22 protein-coding genes and 1 tRNA gene are annotated in these 24,123 nt (G+C 44.4%); 13 read left to right on the forward strand and 10 right to left on the reverse strand.

The annotated features are described in order from the left end of the window. Positions 1–149: 149 nt before the first annotated feature. Positions 150–2,777, reverse strand: coding sequence for a cyanophycin synthetase (gene cphA, locus ACFPIB_RS07365; protein ID WP_378016791.1), 2,628 nt, complete (start codon positions 2,775–2,777; stop codon positions 150–152). A 364-nt stretch (positions 2,778–3,141) separates the two neighbouring features. Between cphA and ACFPIB_RS07370 the strand changes: the two genes are divergently transcribed. From ACFPIB_RS07370 to ACFPIB_RS07380, 3 genes are all read left to right on the forward strand, one after another. Then, the gene (locus ACFPIB_RS07370) at positions 3,142–4,770 is read left to right on the forward strand and encodes a CTP synthase (RefSeq protein WP_378016792.1); all 1,629 of its coding nucleotides are present in this window, start codon (positions 3,142–3,144) and stop codon (positions 4,768–4,770) included. A 15-nt stretch (positions 4,771–4,785) separates the two neighbouring features. Continuing rightward, positions 4,786–6,618 (forward strand): membrane protein insertase YidC, encoded by a 1,833-nt coding sequence (gene yidC, locus ACFPIB_RS07375; protein WP_378016793.1) that lies wholly within the window; start codon positions 4,786–4,788, stop codon positions 6,616–6,618. Between the two features lie 157 nt (positions 6,619–6,775). Then, positions 6,776–7,273 (forward strand): DUF6438 domain-containing protein, encoded by a 498-nt coding sequence (locus ACFPIB_RS07380; RefSeq protein ID WP_378016794.1) that lies wholly within the window; start codon positions 6,776–6,778, stop codon positions 7,271–7,273. Positions 7,274–7,351: 78 nt separating this feature from the next. Here the strand turns inward: ACFPIB_RS07380 and ACFPIB_RS07385 are convergent, their stop codons facing one another. Then, positions 7,352–9,031, reverse strand: coding sequence for an ABC transporter substrate-binding protein (locus ACFPIB_RS07385; RefSeq protein ID WP_378016795.1), 1,680 nt, complete (start codon positions 9,029–9,031; stop codon positions 7,352–7,354). Between the two features lie 67 nt (positions 9,032–9,098). On the opposite strand from ACFPIB_RS07385, the gene ACFPIB_RS07390 reads away from it, so the two are divergent. From ACFPIB_RS07390 to lepB, 6 genes are all read left to right on the forward strand, one after another. After that, entirely contained in the window at positions 9,099–9,779 is a 681-nt protein-coding gene (locus ACFPIB_RS07390) for a metal-dependent hydrolase (RefSeq protein ID WP_378016796.1), read from the forward strand. A gap of 24 nt (positions 9,780–9,803) precedes the next feature. Beyond that, positions 9,804–10,580 carry a ParA family protein gene (locus tag ACFPIB_RS07395; RefSeq protein ID WP_378016797.1) on the forward strand — a complete coding sequence of 259 codons (777 nt, stop codon included), beginning with the start codon at positions 9,804–9,806 and terminating at the stop codon, positions 10,578–10,580. A 91-nt stretch (positions 10,581–10,671) separates the two neighbouring features. Continuing rightward, the gene (locus tag ACFPIB_RS07400) at positions 10,672–11,577 is read left to right on the forward strand and encodes a ParB/RepB/Spo0J family partition protein (RefSeq protein ID WP_378016798.1); all 906 of its coding nucleotides are present in this window, start codon (positions 10,672–10,674) and stop codon (positions 11,575–11,577) included. Positions 11,578–11,583: 6 nt separating this feature from the next. Next, complete coding sequence (locus tag ACFPIB_RS07405; protein ID WP_378016799.1) at positions 11,584–12,228, forward strand: DUF5683 domain-containing protein; 645 nt, start codon at positions 11,584–11,586, stop codon at positions 12,226–12,228. Beyond that, the gene (gene dapB, locus ACFPIB_RS07410) at positions 12,228–12,944 is read left to right on the forward strand and encodes a 4-hydroxy-tetrahydrodipicolinate reductase (RefSeq protein ID WP_378016800.1); all 717 of its coding nucleotides are present in this window, start codon (positions 12,228–12,230) and stop codon (positions 12,942–12,944) included. Before ACFPIB_RS07405 ends, dapB begins: the two co-directional genes overlap by 1 nt. A 15-nt stretch (positions 12,945–12,959) precedes the next feature. Then, positions 12,960–14,060 carry a signal peptidase I gene (lepB, locus tag ACFPIB_RS07415; RefSeq protein WP_378016801.1) on the forward strand — a complete coding sequence of 367 codons (1,101 nt, stop codon included), beginning with the start codon at positions 12,960–12,962 and terminating at the stop codon, positions 14,058–14,060. A 177-nt stretch (positions 14,061–14,237) separates the two neighbouring features. Here the strand turns inward: lepB and ung are convergent, their stop codons facing one another. Further along, positions 14,238–14,900, reverse strand: a complete 663-nt coding sequence (gene ung, locus ACFPIB_RS07420; RefSeq protein ID WP_378016802.1) for a uracil-DNA glycosylase — start codon at positions 14,898–14,900, stop codon at positions 14,238–14,240. Between the two features lie 117 nt (positions 14,901–15,017). On the opposite strand from ung, the gene apaG reads away from it, so the two are divergent. Next, positions 15,018–15,404, forward strand: coding sequence for a Co2+/Mg2+ efflux protein ApaG (gene apaG / locus ACFPIB_RS07425; protein ID WP_378016803.1), 387 nt, complete (start codon positions 15,018–15,020; stop codon positions 15,402–15,404). 6 nt (positions 15,405–15,410) lie between these two features. Beyond that, positions 15,411–16,196: an O-methyltransferase gene (locus ACFPIB_RS07430; RefSeq protein ID WP_378016804.1), complete on the forward strand. Its 786-nt coding sequence runs from the start codon at positions 15,411–15,413 to the stop codon at positions 16,194–16,196. Between the two features lie 126 nt (positions 16,197–16,322). Here the strand turns inward: ACFPIB_RS07430 and kdsA are convergent, their stop codons facing one another. Beyond that, positions 16,323–17,129: a 3-deoxy-8-phosphooctulonate synthase gene (gene kdsA, locus ACFPIB_RS07435; protein ID WP_378016805.1), complete on the reverse strand. Its 807-nt coding sequence runs from the start codon at positions 17,127–17,129 to the stop codon at positions 16,323–16,325. 132 nt (positions 17,130–17,261) lie between these two features. After that, positions 17,262–17,855, reverse strand: a complete 594-nt coding sequence (locus tag ACFPIB_RS07440) for a methyltransferase (RefSeq protein ID WP_378016806.1) — start codon at positions 17,853–17,855, stop codon at positions 17,262–17,264. A gap of 97 nt (positions 17,856–17,952) precedes the next feature. Here ACFPIB_RS07440 and ACFPIB_RS07445 point away from each other — a divergent pair, with 97 nt between their 5' ends. Further along, complete coding sequence (locus tag ACFPIB_RS07445; protein ID WP_378016807.1) at positions 17,953–18,918, forward strand: hypothetical protein; 966 nt, start codon at positions 17,953–17,955, stop codon at positions 18,916–18,918. A 109-nt stretch (positions 18,919–19,027) separates the two neighbouring features. Here the strand turns inward: ACFPIB_RS07445 and ACFPIB_RS07450 are convergent, their stop codons facing one another. From ACFPIB_RS07450 to rpsA, 3 genes are all read right to left on the reverse strand, one after another. Next, complete coding sequence (locus ACFPIB_RS07450; RefSeq protein ID WP_378016808.1) at positions 19,028–19,675, reverse strand: outer membrane beta-barrel protein; 648 nt, start codon at positions 19,673–19,675, stop codon at positions 19,028–19,030. 142 nt (positions 19,676–19,817) lie between these two features. Continuing rightward, positions 19,818–19,888, reverse strand: a tRNA-Cys gene (locus tag ACFPIB_RS07455). 148 nt (positions 19,889–20,036) lie between these two features. Further along, entirely contained in the window at positions 20,037–21,923 is a 1,887-nt protein-coding gene (gene rpsA / locus ACFPIB_RS07460; protein WP_378016809.1) for a 30S ribosomal protein S1, read from the reverse strand. Between the two features lie 273 nt (positions 21,924–22,196). On the opposite strand from rpsA, the gene ACFPIB_RS07465 reads away from it, so the two are divergent. Beyond that, the gene (locus ACFPIB_RS07465; RefSeq protein ID WP_378016810.1) at positions 22,197–22,580 is read left to right on the forward strand and encodes a hypothetical protein; all 384 of its coding nucleotides are present in this window, start codon (positions 22,197–22,199) and stop codon (positions 22,578–22,580) included. A gap of 105 nt (positions 22,581–22,685) precedes the next feature. Here ACFPIB_RS07465 and ACFPIB_RS07470 read toward each other — a convergent pair whose 3' ends face one another. After that, positions 22,686–23,345: a hypothetical protein gene (locus ACFPIB_RS07470; RefSeq protein ID WP_378016811.1), complete on the reverse strand. Its 660-nt coding sequence runs from the start codon at positions 23,343–23,345 to the stop codon at positions 22,686–22,688. 152 nt (positions 23,346–23,497) lie between these two features. Further along, the gene (locus ACFPIB_RS07475) at positions 23,498–24,004 is read right to left on the reverse strand and encodes an HNH endonuclease (protein ID WP_378016829.1); all 507 of its coding nucleotides are present in this window, start codon (positions 24,002–24,004) and stop codon (positions 23,498–23,500) included. Between the last annotated feature and the right edge of the window lie 119 nt (positions 24,005–24,123).

Here is a 24,123-nt window from a genome sequence, read left to right on the forward strand (position 1 = left end):
CTATGCTTTTCAGCTTAAAAAGTAAGGTTAATTACTCATCTAAATTTTAAACCTGTAACTGCTGCCTTCCGGTTATGTGTGCGTTTAATAAAATAAAAAAAGCTGTTCCAAATTAACGGAACAGCTTTTTTTTGTGTTAAAATGAAGCTTTAATCTACCAGCACCCGCCGGTCCTGAATCGTTTTAAAATTCTCTACCATTTTCACGGCTTCGCTTACATCGTCCGTAAATATTGAAATGAATGAGCCGCGGCGGGCATGTTCCAGACTGAAAGCAATAGCGCGCATTTCATTATCAATTTCGATCACTTTTTTGTTCGGATCAACGCTGAAAATGCCTTCTTTCAGCAAGCCGTTTATTTCTTCGCCGCTTCGCCCCCGCAGGTCGCGATCCTGACGGATAATGATCTCATCGAAAAGTTGTGCTGCCAGTTTACCAAGTTCACGGGTATCTTCGTCGCGCCGGTCTCCTATGCCGGAAATAACCCCAATCTTCTTATTGGCGTCCGTCCGTTTCAAAAATTCGCCAACAGCCTGTAAACCAGCAACGTTATGCGCATAATCTACCAACACTTCAAACGTAGGGAACTGGAATAAATTCATGCGGCCCGGCGTTTTAGTGGAAGATGGAATAAAGGTGCGCAAAGCCATTTTTATATCATCTATGCCGAACTTATTTACATAACCCGCCAGCACGGCTGCCAGCACGTTCTGAATATTGAAAGTAGCGCGACCGCCAAAAGTAAGCGGAATATCCGCAGCGCGGTCTATCCGGATCTTGTAGGTGTTTTTATAAATACTGATGTAACCATTCTCATAAACGGCAGCTAGACCACCTTTGGCAATATGGCGTAATATCCGCGGGTTCACTTCATCCATACTGAAAAAGGCAACTTTGCATTCCAGGTCTTCGGCCATTTTATAAGTATAATCATCATCGGCGTTCAGAATGGCGTAACCATCTTTGTGAACCGTGCGTGGAATTACAGATTTTACCAGCGCCATTTCCTCTACCGAATTGATACCGCCTAACCCCAGGTGATCGGAAGCCACATTGGTTACAATACCCACGTCGCAGGTCCGGAAACCGAGCCCGGAGCGCAGCATACCGCCGCGGGCGCATTCCAGCACCGCAAAATTTACACTCGGGTCGCGGAGCACAAATTCTGTACTTTTAGGGCCGGTAGTATCGCCTTTCACCAAACGCTTTTCCTGTATGTAAATACCATCGGTAGTGGTAAAACCAACCCGGAAACCCATGTATTTTACCATGTGCGCAATTAAACGGGAAGTGGTAGTTTTACCATTAGTACCGGTTATAGCTACAATCGGAATACTTGGTTTGCTGCCTGCCGGGAATAGCATATCAATAACCGGTTCGGCCACATTACGCGCTAACCCCTCGGTAGGCGAAATATGCATCCGGAAACCAGGCGCGGCATTCACTTCTATAACGGCACCGCCGGCTTCGTCTAAAGGTATGGCAATGTCCGAAGTCATCACGTCGATGCCGCAAATGTTCAGGCCAACAATTCCGGCAATGCGTTCGGCCATTAAAATGTTGTATTCATCGCAAAGGTCGGTTACATCGGTAGCCGTTCCACCGGTACTCAGGTTGGCCGTGGTCTTCAGATACAGCACTTCATCCTTTGCAAGCACACTTTCCAGCGTCAGGTTTTTATTTTCCAGAATGGTGTAAGTATCCTTATCTAAGTGTATCTGGGTCAGCTCCTTTTCGTGGCCAATGCCGCGGCGCGGATCTTTGTTTACTTCATCTATCAGCTCTTTGATCGTGGACTTTCCGTCGCCGGTAATAGCGGCCGGTGTGCGTTTGGCAGCAGCTACAAATTTGCCGTTTATAACCAGCATGCGGTAATCGAAGCCTTTAATGTATTTTTCTACAATCACGGCATCAGAAATTTTCTTTGCTTCATGAAAACCGGAGACCACATCTTTCCAATGGGTAACGTTAATGCTGGCGCCTTTTCCCTGGTTTCCATCTAAAGGCTTTGTTACCAACGGATAACCAATTTCTTCAACCGCTTCTTTCAATTCTTCTTCGGTATGAATAATTACGCCTTTCGGAACCGGAACACCTGCACTATCAAGCATGCGTTTGGTCAGGTCCTTATCGCCGGCAATGGCCACGGCAAATTCGCCGGTGCTGCAGGTCATGGTGCCTTTTATGCGCTTTTGGTTTACGCCGTAACCAAGTTGAATAATAGAAGTATCGGGAACGGTCAAGTATGGAATTCCACGACTAACAGCTTCGTCTACAATAGATTGCGTACTCGGCCCGAAGTGCTCCGATTCCCGGATCTCGTGCAATTCATGAATATCCAGGCTTACATCGTAGTCTTCATCTTTATAAAGGGCTTCGGTAATGCGCATGGCCGCTTTAGCAGCGTATTCTCCGGCCCGTTCTTCCTGGTAAGAAAAAATTACGGTATATATGCCATGAATATCGGTTTTACACGAACGGCCGAAACCACTGTCCATACCGGCCATGGTTTGTAGTTCCAGGGCCACGTGCTGAATTACTTTGCTGAAATCGGTGCCTTCGCGTACTTTTTTAAAGAAACCTCCTACCATTTCCTCGCTGGAGCGGTGCTTATACATGGCCGGAAACCAGGCTTCGAGGCGGTCGGCAAATCCAGGAATTTCGTTGGTTTTTACGTCTGCTAATTCCTCCAGATCAACTTTCAGAACAATGATTTTTGGGTGTTTAACCGACCAGTAGTTCGGTCCGCGCATAATGCGCAATTCTGCAACTTTCATGAAAGAGCGTTATGTAGAGTTTTTTTAAGATGTGTAGCGTTAGTAGCGTTTACTGCACCGCCGTACGGCAGTCCGGTAATCCGGGTTACAGGTTTTTGGGTCAAAAAAGATAGCGTTTTCGGGTAATAGAAGCATTGTTGATCAGTGTCAGATCAATAGGCGGCCTTTCTTTTTGGGTGGAAATTCTGGTAGAACTCAATAATGCCTATACGCAATAACCGGGGCATTTAGTTATACTTATTTCTTTCGGGCTGAATTTGCGGAACCGCAGAAAAAACGGTATGCTTTGTGAAGAAAAAAGTATTTCCGGGGATTTTCCAATATAAACGTTACCTTTGCAGTCCATAAGACAAACAGCAAACTTGTGGCTTCAAAATTCATCTTCGTAACCGGCGGCGTTACCTCCTCTTTAGGAAAAGGCATCATATCAGCATCCCTGGCTAAGCTTCTGCAAGCCAGAGGTTTTTCCGTAACCATTCAGAAATTCGACCCTTATATCAATATCGATCCGGGAACCCTGAACCCGTACGAACACGGCGAATGCTTTGTAACCGACGATGGTGCCGAGACCGATCTGGACCTGGGTCATTACGAACGTTTCCTGAATACTGCAACTTCGCAAGCCAATAACGTTACTACTGGCAAAATTTATCATCACGTAATTACTCAGGAACGTCAGGGTGCTTACCTGGGCAAAACCGTACAGGTGGTTCCGCATATTACCGACGAAATTAAACGCCGAATGTTGCTTTTGGGCCAGAGCGGGGAATTTGATGTGGTAATTACCGAAATTGGTGGCTGCGTAGGCGATATCGAATCGTTGCCTTTTATAGAATCGGTGCGTCAGCTGCGTTGGGAATTGCCTCCGAACGATTCCCTGGTAATTCACCTGACTTTATTGCCTTACCTGAAAGCTGCGGGTGAACTGAAAACCAAACCAACCCAGCATTCTGTGAAAGCGCTTTCGGAAGCCGGTGTTCAGCCCGATATTCTGGTTTGCCGTTCCGAATACGCCATTCCGATGGAAATGCGCAAGAAAATTGCCTTGTTCTGCAACGTGCAGATCAATTCGGTAATTGAAAGCTTAGACGCAGAAACCATTTATGACGTGCCGCTGCTCATGAAAAAAGAGAAGCTGGACGAACGCGTTATCAAAAAACTGAAACTTACCGGCGGAACTACAGATCCGGATCTGGATGCCTGGAAAGAATTCCTGGGCCGCCTGAAAAATCCTACCGAAGAAGTAACCATTGGTCTGGTAGGGAAATACGTGGAATTGCCGGATGCTTATAAATCGATCATCGAAGCGTTTATTCACGCAGGTGCACAAAACGAATGCAAGGTTAAACTGAAAACTTACCAATCAGAACATCTTGATCGTGAAACGGTAACTTCGCAGCTTAAAGATCTGGATGGCATTCTGGTTGCTCCGGGTTTTGGCCAGCGTGGTTTCGACGGTAAAATTGAAACCATCCGCTTCGCACGCGAAAACAACATTCCATTCTTCGGTATTTGCCTGGGTATGCAATGCGCAGCCATCGAATTTGCCCGCAACGTACTGAATATCAAAGACGCAACTTCCACCGAAATGGAACCGGAAAGTAAAAATCCGGTTATAGATATGATGGAAGACCAGAAACAGATCACCCAGATGGGCGGTACGATGCGTTTAGGTGCCTACGTTTGTGAACTGAAAAAAGGCTCAAAAGCGTTTGCTGCTTATGGCAAGCATAAAATTACCGAACGCCACCGCCACCGCTACGAATTCAACAACAAGTACTTAAAGGCTTTTGAAGACAACGGAATGGTTGCTTCGGGCATAAACCCTGAAACAGGCCTGGTAGAAGTGATCGAGTTGCAGAACCACCCGTGGTTTGTAGCGGCACAATACCACCCGGAACTGAAAAGTACGGTGCAAAATCCGCACCCGCTGTTCGTGAAATTTGTTCGGGCCGCTATACAATACGCCAAATCAAAAAAGAATATTGCTTAATTTTAAATTTAACTAATGGATCGTAACCAGGCAGTCGGATTATTTCTGATATCCGCGCTCTTACTAATTTACCTTTTTGTTTTTCCGCCCGATAAGGACGTAAAACCAAAAACTGAAACCAAAGCTCAGCCAACCGCTACTACTACTGCTACCACAGTACAGGAAACCGGCGCTCCGCTTGATTCAGCTACCATGGCACAACAACGGGCTGCTCTGGGCTCTTTTGGTGCGGCTGCAACCGGCGAAGCGAAAACGGTATTGCTTCAGAACGAAAATCTGCAGGTAACGCTTGCAACCAAAGGCGGCGCTGTAGAAGAAGTTTTACTGAAGAACTACAAAACCTTCGATAAAAAGCCGCTGATTCTATTCGACAAAATAAGCAGCCACACCGATGTTGCTTTCAAAACCCGCGATGGCAAGGAAATTAAATTATCAGATCTTTATTTTACAGCTGGTCCGGTAAATACCATTTCTGCAAAAGCCGGAAAAACGCAGGTACAGACTTTTCGTGCTACGTTGGGCGAAGGCCAGTACGTGGAGCAAACCTATAGCCTGACCGATGGTACTTTCCTGTTGGGTTATGAACTTACGTTTAAGGGCGTAGAGCAATTGCTGGCAGCCAACCAGCCACTGACCTTTACATGGAAAGATCGCCTGAAAAAACTGGAATTCGACCTGAGCCAGAACCGTAACCATTCTTCCCTGAACTTCATGACCATGGACGAAGACGTTACGAAACTGACCGGCAACAGCACCGAAGAAGAAGATTTGCAGGAGCCGGTAAAATGGATTGGTAACAAACAAAACTTTTTCACGGCTGGTATTATTGCCAAAAACCAGTTTGAGAACGGTAAATTCACCAGCTCTTTGAACGAAGCCGATTCTACCGAAGTAAAAACTTTTGCTTCCAGCGTTTCTATTCCACAAAAAGATGCTTTAAGTGGCGCCCAGTTCACGTATTATTTCGGCCCGAACGACTTTTCCATTTTAAAGCACGTTTCAGATAAGTTCGAGAAAAACCTGGAATTAGGCTGGGGTGTGTTTGGTTACATTAACCGCTTTGTGGTTATTCCGGTGTTCCATTTACTGGAAGATCACATTGCCAGCTACGGTATCATTATCGTGATCCTGGTTCTGCTTATTAAATTGATCCTGACGCCGCTTACTTACAAGTCTTACCTTTCAATGGCAAAAATGAAGGTGCTGAAACCGGAAATTGATGCCATTAAAGAAAAACACGGCGACGACATGCAGAAAACGCAGTCGGAAACCATGAAGCTTTACTCAAGCGTAGGTGTGAACCCGATGAGTGGCTGTATTCCAATGGTGTTGCAGATCCCGATCCTGTTCGCCATGTTCAGCTTCTTTCCGAACTCCATTGAGTTGCGCCAGGAAGCGTTTCTGTGGGCGCATGACCTTTCTACTTACGATGTATTTGCGCGTTTGCCATTCACCATTCCTTTCTATGGCAGCCACGTAAGTATGTTCACGTTGCTGATGACGGCTTCTACCATTCTTTATACCTGGGGCAATAACCAGGTAAGCACCATGCAGGGCCCGATGAAATTCTACAGCTACCTGATGCCGTTCATTTTCATGTTCATCATCAATACTATGCCGGCTGGCCTGAGTTTCTACTATTTCGTTTCTAACCTAGTAACGTTCGGGCAGCAGGCGGTTATCCGTAAGTTTGTAGATGACGATAAGATCCGGATGCGCCTGGAAGAAAACAAAACCAAGCTGAAAGACAAAAAGCCGGGTGGTTTTGCGGCCCGTATGCAGGAAGCCATGCGCGTAGCTGCTGAAAAAGAAGCAGAGAAAAACAAACAGAAAAAAGCGAAGAAATAGTTTTGCACTATTCCATTTTAAAAAAGCCTTCCTGAAAGTTCAGGAAGGCTTTTTTATTATTTTATTGTTTTGAGGTACAGTTTTTGCGACTAGTAGTATAGCGTTTTCCGAATAATTGATTTTATTTGTAAACTCACTCTTACTAAAACCTTACGCTATGAAACAGTTCCGGACCGGATTTGTAATGTTCACATTACTTTTCACCCTGCTCATCATCGGGAAAAACAGCAACATCAATGCGCAATCTTCCCGGAAACACAGTCCAGCCAAAACCTTAATCGTGTTCGAGAAAAAACCATGTTTTGGCTTCTGCCCTGTTTACCGCGCCGAGTTCATGACAGATGGCAATGTGCTGGTAACTGCGCAACCGGCCGCCAAACCTAAAGTAAAAAGCACGTTCCGCATCTCCCGAAAGGAAGCGCAGGAACTCTGGAAGCGCGGCGAACAACTGGGTTTCTTTAAACTGAAAGCCAACTACGAAACGCTTAAAACCGATTTCCCGGTTAGAGAAATTACGCTTTATAAAAACAATAAACCGAAAAAAGTAACTTACACCGAAGGCGGCCCGCAGGAATTTAATACCTATTTAACCGACCTGGCCCAATTAGTTGAAAAGAACCTGGATGTAAATTTCGGGCCGCCGGAAGAAGAATAAAACCCCAAAGTACACAATAAAAAAAAGCCACTCTAAAATGAGTGGCTTTTTCGTTTCTGACTTTTTAAGGCTTAAATCCTAGCGTTTTTTAACAGTTTCCAGTTTCAGCGTATTCATGGGGTTGGCGGTTAAGCCTTCAATATTATTTTGCGTCAACATGAGCACTTCGTCGTAGAACAACACAATAACCGGACATTCTTCCACCACGATCTTATCCATTTCCTGGTACAGTTTCCAGCGCTTTTGCAGATTTTGCTCTAACTTAGCTTTTTCGTAAAGTTCGTCGAAGCGGGCATTTTTAAAATGCGTTTTGTTCGGGCCGGCCGGCGAAAAATTCTTGCTGTAAAAAAGTGCCAGGTAGTTTTCTGCATCCGGATAATCTCCTAACCACGATTTCATGAAGAACGCAGAACGTCCGTTATCTACCTGTTCCTGGTGCGCCGGCGCTTGGTTTATCTCGATCTCACATTTTACACCCACGTCGCTCCATTTTTTCTGAAAATATTCGGCCAGTTCTTTGTGCTCGGCAACAGTACTCAGTTTTATTTCAAACGGATTACGGGCATCATACCCGGCGGCTTTCAGTAACTCGCGCGACTTTTTCGGGTCAAAACCATAGCCTTTTACAATACTGTCGTTAAAACTTGGCAGCGAAGGCGGCACCATACCCGAATTGCCCGGAATACCCAAACCGTTACGATAGTACCGGATCATTTCCTTTTTGTTGATGGCATAGTTCAAAGCCTGCCGCACGCGCTTATCCGAAACCGGTTTGGTTTTCAGATTGGCCTGGTCGAGCTGGAAACCGATGTATTCAGTATTTAAGTAAGGCGCTTTCTGAACGGTGAATTTGCCGGAGAAATCGGGTTGCAAACTGCCGTCGGGTTGCAGAATAATATCGCGGGTACCTTCTTTAATACCGGAAAGGAAATCGAGTTTCTTTTGCTGGAAATTGATGAACTCCATTTTCTTATCGGTGATAAAAGAAATATGCACCGCATCGAGATAAGGCAACTGATTTCCGGCTTTATCTTTTTTCCAGTAATTCGGGTTTTTATGAAAGACGAGTGCATTGCCTTCATCCCACATTTTAAACTGAAACGGCCCCGTACCAACCGGATGCTCCCGGAAATCTTTACCGTATTGCTGCACCGCTTCCTTCGGAATTACGAAAGCATACGGCATACTCAGGATCTCGGTAAACGCTATAAAAGGTTCGTTCAGGTAAACCAATAACGTACTGTCGTTTAAAGCCTTGAACGCCGTGTCTGAAACTATTCCTTTAGGTTTTTCCAGTACTTTCCCGTTAAAGATCCAGGCGCCGGTACTTGCTGTGGCGGGGTCTAATATACGGTTAAAGCTATATACGAAGTCCGGGGCAATAACCTTGCGGCCTTTGCCGTTGGGAAAAACGGGGCTGTCATGGAAATGAACATCCTGCCGTAAATGGAAGGTGTACCGCAAACCATCCGCCGAGATTTCCCAGCTTCGGGCAATGGCCGGCGCGGGTTTCAGGCTATCGTCGAGTTCGAGCAGGCCGTTGTAAAGCTGCGTGATGGCCCGGATGTTGGCCTGGTTACGGGCAAAAGCCGGATCGAGCGAACTAAGGGCTTCGGGTTGGTTGTAGCGGAAAACGCGTTTATCATCTTCGGCTTTTTTCTGGCTGTTACAAGCCGAAAAAGCGAGGAAAATGGCACCACTTAACAAGGTACTTATACCCCGTTTGTTGAAAACTTTTGTTGAAAACTTTACTTTCAATTGTCTTAACTTTGTGCAAGTTTAAAGCATATTCCCGTGATAACGGTGCATTAAAGCTAAATTTTTTATGGAACTAACGTACTACGGCCATTCCTGCTTTTTATTGAAAACCGGCGACACCGGAATTCTGTTCGACCCGTTCATTTCCCAAAACCCTTTGGCAAAAAACATCGACCTGAAAAGCATTAAAGCCGACTATATTCTGCTTTCGCACGCGCATGGCGATCATTTAGCCGATGCTGCAACGATCGCAAACCAAAACAACGCCAAAATTGTAGCCCAGCCTGAAATTACGGATTGGTATGCGAAGCAGGATATTACCGATACCATTCAGATGAACATTGGTGGCACGGTTAAAATCGGCGCTGCAACAGCTAAAATGGTAGTTGCCATTCATTCCAGTTCGTTGCCAGATGGCACCTATGGCGGTCACCCGGCAGGTTACGTAGTGCAGGTGGAAGGTAAAACTCTTTACTTTGCCGGCGATACAGCCCTGACTTATGACATGAAAATTATCGGGGAGCAGTTTGCGGTAAATTATGCGTTGCTGCCAGTTGGCGGCCATTACACCATGGATGCTCAGGATGCATTGGTCGCTGCCGATTGGGTGAAAGCCCAACAGGTTATTGCCATGCATTACGATTCTTTCCCGCCCATTAAAATTGAAAAGGAAACGGTATCGGAAATGGCGAAAAAGTCGGGCAAGGATCTGAAATTCATGGAGATCGGCCAGACCATTACACTATAAATCAAAGCGAGAAGAACGATTAAGATGGGAAAAATAATTGCTGTAGCGAACCAGAAAGGTGGTGTTGGCAAGACAACTTCAGCTATAAACTTAGCCGCCAGCCTGGCCGCTTTAGAATTTAAAACATTACTCGTAGACGCCGATCCACAGGCAAATGCCACTTCGGGTATAGGTTACGATCCCGGCGATATTTCCAAAAGCATTTACGAATGCATGGTAGATGGCATAAAAATAGAAGATATCATCGTAAAATCGAATATCGATTATTTAGACCTCGTACCGTCGCATATTGACCTGGTAGGTGCCGAAGTTGAAATGATAAACCTGCCGAACCGGGAGGAAAAAATGCGGGAAGTATTGCGAAGTGTAGCTGATAATTATGATTTTATCATCATAGACTGCTCTCCTTCCCTTGGTTTGATCACGGTGAACGCTTTAACGGCCGCCAATTCGGTAATTATTCCGGTGCAGTGCGAGTATTTTGCGCTGGAAGGTTTAGGTAAGTTACTGAACACCATTAAGATCATTCAATCGCGTTTAAACCCGCAGCTGGAGATTGAAGGCATTTTGCTGACCATGTACGATGTGCGTCTGCGTTTGAGCAACCAAGTAGTGGAAGAAGTAAAACTGCATTTCCAGCAGATGGTTTTCGATACCATTATTCCGCGGAACGTAAAATTAAGCGAATCGCCGAGCTTTGGCTTGCCAGCCATTATGCACGATGCTGACAGTAAAGGTGCCATCAGTTACCTGAACCTGGCCCGCGAAATTGCCGAGAAAAACGCCGTTCTGGCGAAGTAAATTTAATGGTTAAATGGTTGAATTGTTAAATGGTTAAAATTTGTTAACCTAAAAACAATTAAGCCATTTGACCATTTAACAATTTAAATAAATGTCTGAGAACAAGATTCAAGTTAAGAAAAAAGGCGGCCTGGGCCGGGGTTTGAACGCCCTGATCGAAGGCAGTTACGATAAAAAAGTAGATCCGCAAATCCTTCACGAAGTAAATACCATCGCAGAGATCAAATTAACCCAGATCGAAACGAACCCGTTTCAGCCCCGCTCCCACTTCGACCAGACAGCTTTAGAAGAACTGGCCGAATCTATTAAGGTTCAGGGCATTATCCAACCGATCACTGTGCGTCAGTTAGACGTTAATACTTTCCAGCTGATTTCCGGGGAACGCCGTTTTCAGGCTTCGAAACTTGCTGGCTTAGAAACTATTCCGGCTTACATCCGCAAGGCCGACGACCAGCAAATGCTGGAAATGGCCCTGATCGAAAACATTCAGCGCGAGCAGTTAAATGCCATCGAAATAGCCTTGAGCTACCAGCGTTTGCTTTCGGAGTGTAATCTGAAACAGGAAGAACTTGGCGACCGCGTGGGCAAAAAACGGACAACCGTAACCAATTACCTGCGCCTGTTAAAACTTCCGCCGGATATTCAGATCGGTTTGCGCGACCAGCAGATCTCGATGGGTCATGCACGGGCTTTGATCAACATCGATAATATTGAGTTGCAGCTGGAAGTTTACAACAAAACCGTAGCGGAAGAACTTTCAGTGCGTAAAGTGGAAGAGCTGGTGCGTAACCTCTCCAAGCCGAAAAAGGAAACTGTTGACCGCGCGGATATTCCGGCTGAACATCAGGCAGAATTAAAAAAGGTAGAATCGCGGCTTTCCAGTCACTTTGGAACCAAAATTTACGTTAAAACCTCTAACGCCGGCAAAGGCGAAATTAAGATTCCGTTCGTATCTACCGATGACCTGAACCGGATCCTGGAGCTTTTAAACTACTAAGAATTTATGCGGCTGAAAGCAGTACTGTTTGGTTTTATTACTTTTTGCGGCTTAAACTATAGCGTTTTTGTTTCCGCCCAAACCGTTACTGCCCGCACAGATTCAACCGTTGTAGCTACTCCTAACCCCGACCCCAATAAAGACCGCATTGTAAAAACGGAGAAAGACAAAGGCCTGAGTAAACCGGGCCGGGCGGCTTTGTTTTCGGCAGTTCTTCCAGGTCTGGGGCAAGTTTATAACGGGCATTATTGGAAAGTACCGGTAATTTATGCCGTTGGCGGTACCCTGGGTTATTTTTACTACACCAATAACCAGAATTACCAGGATTACCGCACTGCCTACGAAAACGAAATTGACGGAGATCCGAATACGGTTCAGCAAATAAAGAATAACGATGGGCAGGTTGTAACGTTAAGTGTTAACGCTTTACGAAACAATCGGGATTTTTACCGCCGCAACCGCGATCTTACCGTTATATTTTCGGTGCTGGCTTACGGCCTGAATATTATGGAAGCCAACGTTGGTGCACATTTAAATGAATTCGATATTTCCGATGACCTGAGCATGCACTGGCAACCATCGGTACAATTTGCATCTTTTGGTGCGCAGCCGGCTCCCGGCCTTTCGCTTCACTTCAGACTAAAAAACTAATGAAAATTCTGCTTATCGGCTATGGCAAAATGGGTAAAACCATTGAGCAATTAGCTTTAGCCAAAGGCCACGAGATCGTCGGCAAATTAGACCATACTTCGGCGTCGCAGCTTACTTCTTTTAACGCTCAAAACACCGACGTAGCCATTGAATTCACTCATCCGGAGGCGGCTTTCAGTAATATTTCCTATTGCCTGGAAAACGGTATTCCGGTGGTTTCGGGTTCTACGGGCTGGCAGGAGCGCATGCAGGAAGCCAGAGAACTTTGCGAGAAAAACGCAGGAAGTTTTATGTATGCTTCAAATTTCAGCATCGGGGTTAACCTGTTTTTTCATTTTAATGAATATATTGCTTCGCGAATGCAGCAATACCCGGAATATGCTGTTGGCATTCGGGAAATTCACCATACTCAGAAAGTAGATCACCCAAGCGGCACAGCAATTACAACCGCTGAAGGCATTCTGCAAAGCTACCAGAACCTGGATGGCTGGGTGAATGAAGCTCCCGAAACCGAAGGGAAATTACCGATTGTTTCGGAACGTACCGACGATGTAATAGGAACGCACATTGTGCGTTATGCTTCTGCCATTGACGAAATTGAACTGAGCCACGTAGCGCATTCCAGAACCGGTTTTGCGGCCGGCGCTTTAATGGCTGCGGAATGGCTGCCAGGCAAAAAAGGGGTTTTCGGTATGAAAGACCTGATGAACTTATAACAAACTACTGAAACTATGAGCGTAACTTTTTGGAAGAAAAAAGAAACCAGACCACAGGAAAAAAAAGGCTTCTTCCGGGAATGGGGCGATGCCATTATGTTTGCCGTGGTGGCTGCTACGCTTATCCGCTGGGCTACGTTTGAGGCTTATACTATTCCAACGCCATCCATGGAAAGTTCGCTTTTGGTAGGAGATTACCTTTTTGTAAGCAAACTGCATTACGGCCCACGCACCCCGATCACACCTTTGCAGGTTCCTTTAACCCACCAAACCATCTGGGGCACCAGCATTCCTTCTTATTCCGACTTAATTCAGTTAAAACAATACCGTTTACCGGGTTTTACCAGTGTAAAGAATAACGATGTTGTGGTATTTAACGTGCCTTTCGAAGACCAGCATCCGGCGGACCTGAGAACGAATTATATTAAGCGTTGCGTGGGAATTGCCGGTGATGTGCTGGAATTACGCGATATGCAGGTTTATATTAACGGCAAACCAGCAGAAAATCCGGAAGGCATGCAGAACCGCTACCTGTTAGAAACCAGCTCAATGCTGGACGCTGATTTTTTCCGGAACCTGGGCATTAGTCTTGCCGGCATTCAGCCGATACAGGGTGGTTACGTGGTAGATTGTACGCCGGAACAGGCTGAAAAATTCAAGAGCATGGACTTTATTAAAACCGTGCATTTAGACAAAGATGTTCCCGGCCGGGCCGATGCTGAAGTTTACCCGCATGCGCCAAGCCTGCTGAAATGGAACCGCGATAATTACGGCCCTATCATGATTCCGAAAGAAGGCCAGACCATTAAACTAACCGCTGAAACGACTCCGATCTACGAGCCGGTGATCCGGAAATATGAAGGCAATAAAAATGTAGGCTATGAAAACGGGATTATCTCGGTAGATGGCAAACCAATTACAGAATATACTTTCAAACAGGATTATTACTTTATGATGGGTGATAACCGCCACAATTCCGCTGACTCACGTTATTGGGGTTTTGTACCGGAAGATCATGTGGTTGGCAAGGCTGTTTTAGTCTGGATGTCGATGGATCCGAATGGCGGTGTATCAGGTAAAATTCGCTGGAACCGTTTGTTTAACCTTATTGATTAAGTTAAATTGTTAATTGAATAAAAAAAGCGCTGGAGAAATTCAGCGCTTTTTTTATTGAGTTTTGGTGGCTAAAAGGGTACCGTTTTTTGAGGAATTCTTTCTTTTGTAGCGTAGGGTTTAAATCCTACGCTACGGAAAAAATACTTTAACCAACAATTTAACAATTAACTATCAAACCTACCAGTCAATTTCCTTTTTGCCGTGGGCTTTTAAATAGGCGTTGGCTTTGCTGAAATGGTGCGTACCGAAAAAACCTTTATCGGCGGCAAAGGGAGATGGATGCGCTGCTTTTAAAACGAGGTGTTTAGTATCGTCGATAATGGCGCCTTTCTTTTGCGCGTAAGCACCCCAAAGCAGGAAAACCACGTTCTTTTTCTCGTCGGAAATTTTCTTAATTACGGCATCTGTAAACGTTTCCCAACCTTTATTCTGGTGCGAACCTGCAGTATTGGCCCGAACCGTAAGCGTAGCATTCAGCAATAAAACGCCTTGCTCCGCCCAACGTTCCAGGTTTCCGCTTGCCGGAATTTCTTTACCCAGGTCGTCTTTAATTTCTTTAAAAATATTGCGCAGCGAAGGCGGGGTTCTGATGCCTTCGTTCACAGAAAAAGCTAAACCATTCGCCTGACCCGGACCGTGATAAGGATCCTGGCCCAGGATCACCACTTCTACTTTATCGAAAGGGCATTCTTCAAACGCGTGAAAGATCTGTTTACCGGGCGGAAATATCTGCTGCGTGGCGTATTCCTGCTTTACAAACGCAATAAGATCCTTAAAATATTGCTTTTCAAATTCCTGGTGTAATACTTTTTGCCAGCTTTCTTCTATCTTTACATGCATAAGCAGTTTTACTTTTTCGGATTAAAAGGATACCATTTATTTTTTTCGCGCGTAATAATACGTAAACTTATCACGGGCAATAGCTGTTTATAAAACAAATATACGCTGCTTTTTTATATGGATACCCAGACAACTCAAGGCGTTCAAGTAACGGTTACTACTAATTATCTTCCCGATTATTCGAGCCCGGGTCAGCAGCACTATGTTTTTGCCTATAAGATCAATATTCAGAACAACAGCGAATTTACCGTAAAACTGCTGCGCCGCTACTGGCAGATCTTCGATTCTAACGGTACGGTGCGGGAAGTGGAAGGTGAAGGTGTAGTGGGTCAGCAACCAACGTTAGAGCCCGGCGAATCGCATCAATACGTTTCGGGTTGTAATTTAAAGACCGGAATTGGTAAAATGACCGGCTTTTATACCATGGAACGTCTGGTAGATGGCCGCGAATTTAAAGTTGAAATTCCGGAATTTGTTTTGATCGTACCTTATAAACTGAATTAAAATTTCGTGTTTCCACTTCGGCTTGCTGCAAAATATGCGCAACATTTAACCCGCTCTTTCCGCCTGCATGGCATTCATTCGCCGTTCGTTTTCAATCTGCAACACCAGGTTATAGACCACAAAGGTACGTTTGCCGCTTACCTTTTAATTGAAGACCTGCGCCATGTATTACTGGAAGATAACCGGAAAATTACGATCAAAGATTTCGGGGCTGGTTCTAAAACCAATGCCGGCCGCACCCGCAAAGTAAAAGACATTGCCAGAATTTCGGCAAAAGCTCCAAAACATGCACAGCTTTTATTCCGGCTGGTTAACCATTTTGCACCGGAAACCATTTTTGATCTCGGGACTTCGCTTGGTTTAACTACAGCTTATTTAGCTTCCGCACGCCGCAGCAGCACCGTTTATACCTTCGAAGGTTGCCCGGAAACGGCTGCTATTGCCCGCGAGAATTTCAAAAGCCTGAAGCTTGGCAATATTCACTTAGTAGAAGGAAACCTGGACGAAACGCTATCAGAAACGCTTAAAAAAGTCGATAAAGTAGATTTCGTTTTCTTCGATGGGAATCACCGTTACGAACCAACCATGCGGTATTTCCGGCAGTGTTTAGCCAAAGCACACGAAGATACCGTTTTTGTAATTGATGATATTTACTGGAGCGCTGAAATGGAACGCGCCTGGAAAGAAATTGCCGCCATGCCGGAAGTTACGGTTGCGTTAGACCTATTTCAAATCGGTATCGTTTTCTTCCGAAAAAGTCAGGTGAAAGAATATTTTACGATCAGGTATTAACGATTGTAGAGACGCTATACTTTGCGTCTTTTTTATGCCCGATCATTTCCGGAATAATAAATTTTAAAATAAAAAAGAGACGCAAATTATTGCGTCTCTACAAAAGGGTTTACAACAGTTTTTCATTTACCGAATGGCCTGCCGGATTTTCACCAGCTTCGTCAGCAACATTTCCAGGTTATCGAGCGCCAGCATATTCGCGCCATCCGATTTTGCTGTAGCAGGCGTTGGATGCGTTTCAATGAACAAACCTTCGGCGCCCACCGCAATAGCAGCTTTGGCAATCGTTTCAATTAAAGCTGGTTGGCCACCGGTTACGCCGGAAGTCTGGTTTGGCTGCTGCAAAGAATGCGTTACATCCATCACTACCGGAACGCCAAAGCTTTGCATGATCGGTAAATTCCGGAAATCTACTACCATATCTGAATAGCCAAAAGAGTTACCGCGGTCAGTCAGAATAATATTTTCGTTACCGGAATCGCGAAGTTTTCCAACGGCAAATTGCATGGCTTCGCCGGAAAGGAATTGGCCTTTTTTCACGTTCACCGTTTTACCGGTTTTGGCTGCAGCAACCAACAGATCGGTCTGGCGGCAAAGAAAAGCCGGGATCTGCAGCACATCCACGTATTCAGCCGCCATAGCCGCTTCCGCACTTTCGTGGATATCCGTTACGGTTGGAATGTTGAAGGTCTCTCCCACTTTCCGCAGAATTTTCAGGGCTTTTTCATCGCCAATGCCAGTAAAAGAATCGAGGCGCGAACGGTTGGCTTTGCGGTAAGAACCTTTAAAAATGAACGGAATCTGCAGGCGGTCGGTAATGGCTTTAATGCGTTCCGCAATTTCCAGCGCCATTTCTTCCCCTTCTATGGCACAAGGCCCGGCCATTAAAAAGAAATTGCCGGATTCTGTATTTCGTAAATTAGGAATATTCATTTGAGTGATTAATATTTAGTGATGAATGAATAGTGAATAGTTTTCAGAATAATTAAATCTGAAAACGCTATAGTTTTGGCCTTGGAAAGTCAAAAAAGCAAATTAATACGGGTCTTGATTCCAGTATAATTCTCAATTCTCTTTCCGTTCCAGAATCATAAACAATTCGCGGCCGGCTCGTGGCTTTACCGAGTTGTAAGCTGGTGCAAAGGTACGGAAATGAAAGTAAGGCTCGAAATAAACGCGGTATTCTTCGGCACTGCCACCAAAGGGCGGACCAGGATTTTCAAAAGTAGTATTAAACAGTAAACCCACCAGTTTTCCGCCTGGTTTTAGCAATTCAGCGCATTTTTTGGCATAAGCAGGCCGCAGCTCCGGGTTTATGGCGCAGAAAAAAGTTTGCTCCAGAATCAGATCGAAAGTATCCTGGATTTCAAAAAAATTCTGGTGCAGTAAATGCTCAGCTGGAAAATCCGGAACGCGTTGTTTTAATGCTTGTAAAGGCGATTCCGCAATGTCGGCCACGTACACTTCCGTAAATCCCAACTGGTGCAGATACTCGGCTTCGTAGGCATTTCCGGCTCCTGGAATCAGGATCTTCAATTTCTGGCTCGATAATTGGTGAGTGTAGGCCTTCAATGGAGGTGAAACCGCACCCAGATCCCAACCGGTTTGGGCGTTCTTATATCGGGTCTGCCAATAATCAGGACTCAAATTCGTTTCCATTTTATATTTTTTTTGCAAGCTAAGTAATTTTAACGGCACGTTTGCAATAGCGGCATATAACCGTATTTTTGCAAACTGCGTAACCGCAGATTGACCAATGAAAACCCTAAAAGAAACACCCATGAGTGAAACCAATTCTGAACGCGACGGCAACCGTAAACTTCTGGTAGTCGGTTTAATTATTGTTCTGCTGAGTATTAACGGTATTCTGTTTTACATGCAGCATCAAACCAAAAAGAAAATCGACCAGCAGGACGAAACCATCCGGCTGAAAAACACTGAACTCGAAGACAGGATCAAACAATATGAAGCCCTAAAAGCTGATTTTGAACGCCAGAGCCAGGAATTACAAGGCATGGGCCTTACCAACGATTCTTTACAAAGTAAATTAGAGGCTTTAAATGCCGATCTTAAGAAACTTCGTTCTTTCCGGAATACCAGCTTCAGCCTGGCAGATCAGCGTAAATTTAAACAGCGCGCTGCCAATTTCGAAGCCCAACTAAAGAAAAAAGACGAAGAAATTGCCCGCCTGAAAGAAGATAACGAAGCCCTTTACGGTGAAAACACCAACTTAAAAACGGCGCAAAACCAACTGAACGACACCATTATTACGGTGAAACGCAACAACCAGGCGCTGTCGCAGAAAGTAGCAATTGCCTCGCGCTTAGAGGCTCAGAATATTAAGGTTACCACAATTAACCAGAAAGGCAAAGAACGCGAAGACAGCGACGAAGAATTCCGGGCAAAACGCGTAGATAAAATTAAAGTAGCTTTCCGTTTAGCGAAAAATGAAGTAGCCGAAAAAGAGAACAAAGAGATCATGATGCGTTTGATCGAACCGGATGGCGCGGCTCTGTATAACCTTTCTACCGGTTCTGGTACCTTTATGGTAAACGGCCAGGAAACCTTCTACACCGCCAAACGCGATCTTTTATTCGATAATTCTGGTCAGGAAGTATCGTTTATTTACTCGAAAGGCGCTCCTTATAAAATCGGTCAGCACACCATTGAGCTTTACGCCGAAGGCCACCTTATCGGTAAAACTACTTTTACACTGAAATAAAACGGTATCGTTTAAAGGCGAAAAAGCCGCAGCTGAAATTCAGTTGCGGCTTTTTTTATGGGAAAAATGGTATGGTTTAGGTTGAAAAAAGTCAGGAAATATTCTAACCTTAGTTACGATTCCAGCGTCTTCCGAACTTTAATTTAAGATATACAAAGCTTTCATGTTGTTCATTATAAAAACTATCCGGATCTAAATTGAAGCAGAAGCCCGGGTTTATAGCCAACATAAATTTCTCCGATAATGCATGATGAACTTCCAGGCCTGCATGCAAATAATGCGCCTGCCAAACAGAATGAAAGTCTGTAAACCCCTTGCTAATTGCTCCGGAATGGAGATTCGTTGTTTTCCGATAAATTAACCTACTATAATTATAGCCAAACAAAAGATATGGTTTCCAGGCTTGCGTTTCCCTGAAATTAAAATTAACCATTAAATTTAACGGAAGATCCAGGTAAGTATATTTTAATACATTCTCACCATGAAAAGGTGAGTAATCAAAAAACCTATAATCTCTATTCTCCTCGAAGGTTCGCACTTGTAAACCTGTGCTTATTCCAAGCCTTTTGCTAAGCGCAATATCGTAAAAAACACCGCCCAGAGGGAAAACTTTGGTTTCATATTTATCTTTAACACCAACCTGTTTTACTTTTGATGCATTAGCCCCAAATTGAATTCCTAAAGTATGTTCGCCTTTTTGAGAAAAGGCGAACTCGGCAGAAAAAACACCGAGAATTATAAGTACAGCTTTTTTCATTGTAATTATAATTATTGATCTAAACTTCTAAACTCCAAAATTGAACAATGTTAGCAAATAAAACCCAAAATCGCTAAGCTTTCCGGCTTAAAAAACAAAAAGCCCTGCATAATTACTTACACAGGGCTTTTGTAAATCTCAGAGGTGACGAGCGGATTCGAACCGCTGTAGCAGCTTTTGCAGAGCTGAGCCTAGCCACTCGGCCACGTCACCGTTTTGATGATGCAAACATACGCCTATTACGCAATATTTCAAATATTCGGGCCGAAATTTTCGCACATTTTTACTAAAACGCTCGCGTTCAGGCATAAAAAAACCCGACCTTTTGGCCGGGTTTTTTCTATTATCAGAATTTCAGGAATTAACCTTCAGTTTCTTCAGAAGCAGCTTCTTCGTTAGAAGCATCTTTTTTCGCTTTCGCGGCAGCTTCCAGTTTCTGAACACCAGCTTCTTTTTCGTTGCTCATCATTTTGTCTTTCAACGCAGATAAAGCATCTAAGTCACCAAGAGTTGATTTCTCAACTTCTTTCGTTTTCTTCTCAGCTTTAGGCTCTTTTTTCTCACCGGCAGCAGGCTTCTTCTTTGCGAATTTATCGGCTTTAGAAGTATCTTCTTTCGGATCTGAATAAACGTTTGTGTGGCTCAGGATGATCTTACGATCTTCTTTCGAGAATTCCATTACTTTGAAATCCAGCTGCTCGCCAACCTCAGCGTTCGAACCATCTTCTTTCACTAAAGATTTAGGGAAAGCAAAACCTTCGATACCGTAAGGTAATTCAAGCACGGCACCACGATCAGATTTCTCGATGATAGTAGCTTTGTGCGTTGAACCTGGCGTGAAAACTGACTGGAAAGTATCCCAAGGGTTTTCTTCCAGTTGTTTGTGGCCTAACGCTAAACGACGGTTCGGAACATCTAATTCCAGAACAACTACGTCTAAGTTTTCGCCAACTTTTACGAACTCAGATGGGTGTTTGATCTTCTTGGTCCAAGAAAGATCAGAAACGTGAACTAAACCGTCAACACCTTCTTCAAGCTCGATGAACAGACCGAAGTTAGTTAAGTTACGAACAACACCAGTGTGTTTCGTGCCTACACCATATTTCGTCAGAACATCTTCTTTTGTCCAAGGATCTTCGGTTAATTGCTTAATGCCTAAAGACATTTTGCGCTCTTCGCGATCCAGCGTTAACACAACCGCTTCAATTTCGTCACCTTGTTTGATGAAGTCTTGCGGGTTGCGTAAATGCTGTGACCAGCTCATTTCAGAAACGTGAATCAGACCTTCTACACCTGGCAGAATTTCTAAGAACGCACCGTAATCAGCTACGTTTACAATTTTACCTTTAACGCGTGAACCAACTTCGATGTCAGTTGACAAAGCATCCCAAGGGTGAGGAGTTAATTGCTTCATACCCAAAGAAATACGCTTCTTGTCGTCGTCGAAATCCAGAACTACTACGTTTACTTTCTGGTCTAATTCTAATACCTCTGAAGGGTGGTTTATGCGGCCCCAAGAGATATCGGTGATGTGTAACAGACCGTCTACGCCACCAAGGTCGATGAACACACCGAAGTTTGTCATGTTCTTGATAACGCCTTCCAGAACCTGACCTTTTTCCAGGTTGTTCAGAATAGCAGAACGCTGCTGCTCCAGATCTTTCTCGATCAGAACTTTGTGCGATACTACTACATTGTCGAAAGCGGCGTTGATTTTCACAACTTTCACTTCCATTTTCTTACCAACGAAGATATCGAAATCGCGGATCGGCTTCACGTCGATCTGTGAACCTGGTAAGAACGCTTCAACACCGTGCAGGTCCATGATAAGACCACCTTTGGTACGACGTTTAACCAGACCTTCAAGGATTGTATCTTCTTCCAGGGCTTTGTAAATAGTATCCCAGGCTTTAACGATTTTCGCTTTTTTGCGGGAAAGGATCAGCTGACCGTTTGGATCTTCCTGATCTTCGATGAATACCTCAACTTCGTCGCCAACTTTAAGGTCTGGCATGTCGCGGAATTCAGAGATCGGAACAAGGCCGTCTGATTTGAAACCGATGTTCAGGATCACGTCACGATCGGTGATACCAACAACTGTTCCTTTAATGACTTCTTCTTCCTGAACGGTAGTTAATGTATCGCCGTACATTTTTTCCATTTCAGCTTTCTCAGCTTTGGAATAACCACCGCCGAAACCTTGGGATTCAAACTTATCCCAATCGAAATCTTCTACTTGATTGCTCATATTATAGCATTTGCTTCTGTTAAACACCGGCAACCGAAGCGCTTTACCGGCCTATAGTTATACAATCTGGCCAAAACCAGAACCGCTCACCCGAACGGTGCGCGAAATTAATCATTTATATCTTAAAAGTAAAACTTAAACCCGGAAATTACTGGTAATCAGAAAATTCAGCGCCTTTAGTTTTTAGTGCCAAAACAATAGCGTATTTCTTCTTCTATTATTCGGGCTGTAAAACAAACGAAGCCGTAAATAACTTTAAGGAATTGAAAAATTATGGAATTAGATATTAAAGTTTTTTTGAGCCGGCTTAACGAACAAAAAGCCAAGGGTAAAACTGAAGCGGAACTGGTAGATTTCATTCACAAAGAAGTGCGGCTGACCGAAATCACAAAGGCGAGTTTAATGGATGAAATGAACGATAAAACCGCTGATTTTCTGAAAGATGCCGCCATTCGTTTCGATAATTACTTGTTTCAGCTGCAGGAGATCGAGAAAAGTATAAGGCCGCAGGCTTTAAGTTTCGACCAACAGGTTGCTTTGGAAGATACTGCAGTGCGCGAACAAATTGAAAGCCAGATCAAAACCATTCATGAAATTGATCCGGAAAAGTATCAGAATAAAGACAACACCAATCCGCCCGAAAATTCTGCGGAATAAGCTTGAATACTCACGACTTTTAAAGCTAAAAACCCTACCGTTTCAGATAAAAACGGTAGGGTTTTTCATGTAAAAACTCGCGTGCGGCTTAAGATTTAGTAATTGCTAAAAAGCCCAGCCAATATTAAACCCCGAAGAGAATTTCAGGGCGCTGCCTTTTTCCATGCGTTTCAGAAAATTATCCTGGTCATCCAGAATGTCGCGGCGATTGTTGCGGTAACCTAATCCGGTAAAAATATCAACTACGAAATGCTTGCCCAGCACTTCCTGGTAGCCGAATAAAAGATTGTAACTTTCGTTCTTCGCCTTCACCTTGAATTTAATTTCAAAATCGTTCATTTCTACGTTGTAATCGGTTTTGGCGTAAGAATAATGCGGCGACAGATACCAACCTTCCGGTGCCATTTTATTGCTGCTCAGGTAGCGCTTATACTGAAACTGATAACGGTAACCGGTCGCCTGAATATCGGTTTCGGTCCAGACAATGGCGACTTTGCCGGGTTTACCATATAAAACGATCGCGCTCGTAAGCGTGGCACTTAAAGCGGCGCTGCCAATAAAACCAAACGGATAATTAGTGCCCAGATACGAATAACTGCCTGCCACGCTGCTCTGCTTGCCAATCACGCGTTCATACCCGATCCGCGATTCTGCGGTAAACGGCATTTGTCCGTGAATAAAAGCAAAAGGCGCAATTTTAATTACATTTTTTGGAGTTTCGGAAGGAGTTGGATCTTGCGCAAAAACGATATGCGTTGCGAACAAAAAAGTTAGGCCCAGAATTACTTTTCTAAAGGGAGATTTAAATTGCATAGCAGATGAAAGAAGTTTGCAAAAGTAGCCGTTTTCCGGCATAACACCGCAGCCTTTTGCCGAAGACAAATAAAATCCGCTTCTCCCCTAGCCTGAACAAAAATTTATACTGCTTCCGCTTTCAGATAATGCGCCCAGCTTTGATCCATATTGGTGGCATGCAGCCGCAGAAAAGCTACCAAGGTTGGTTTTTTAGGTTGTTGTTTCAGTACGAAACCGGCTTCTTCGGGGGTGCGGTCGCCTTTGCGGGTGTTGCAGCGGTTGCAGGCCGTAAGTAAATTGGTCCAGGTAGATTTTCCGCCCCGCGACCTTGGAAATAAATGATCGAGGGTCAGGTTTTTATTGGAACCGCAATACTGGCACTGAAAATGGTCGCGCTTCATGATGTTGTGGCGGCTGAGCGCAATGCCTTTGTACGGAATGTGCACATAACGCGACAACCGTATAACCGACGGCTTGGGATACGTGGCTGATATGCTGCGCAGAAAACTGTTCTCGTATTTTTCCAGCATTTCGGCTTTTTCTAAATAAATGAGACTGAACGCTTTTTGTACGCTGCACAACGAAATTGCCGAATAATCCTGATTCAGAATAAGTACCTTATGATCCATGGCGCGTTGCTTTACAATTCCGAAAATATACAAAATATTCTCAGGAAGTGCAATATTCAAGCCATGAAGAAATTGTAATGAATACAGGTACTTTGAGCCAGACCAACTAGAATGAACTC

The organism is Adhaeribacter terreus (assembly GCF_042657365.1).
Lineage (GTDB): Bacteria > Bacteroidota > Bacteroidia > Cytophagales > Hymenobacteraceae > Adhaeribacter_A > Adhaeribacter_A terreus.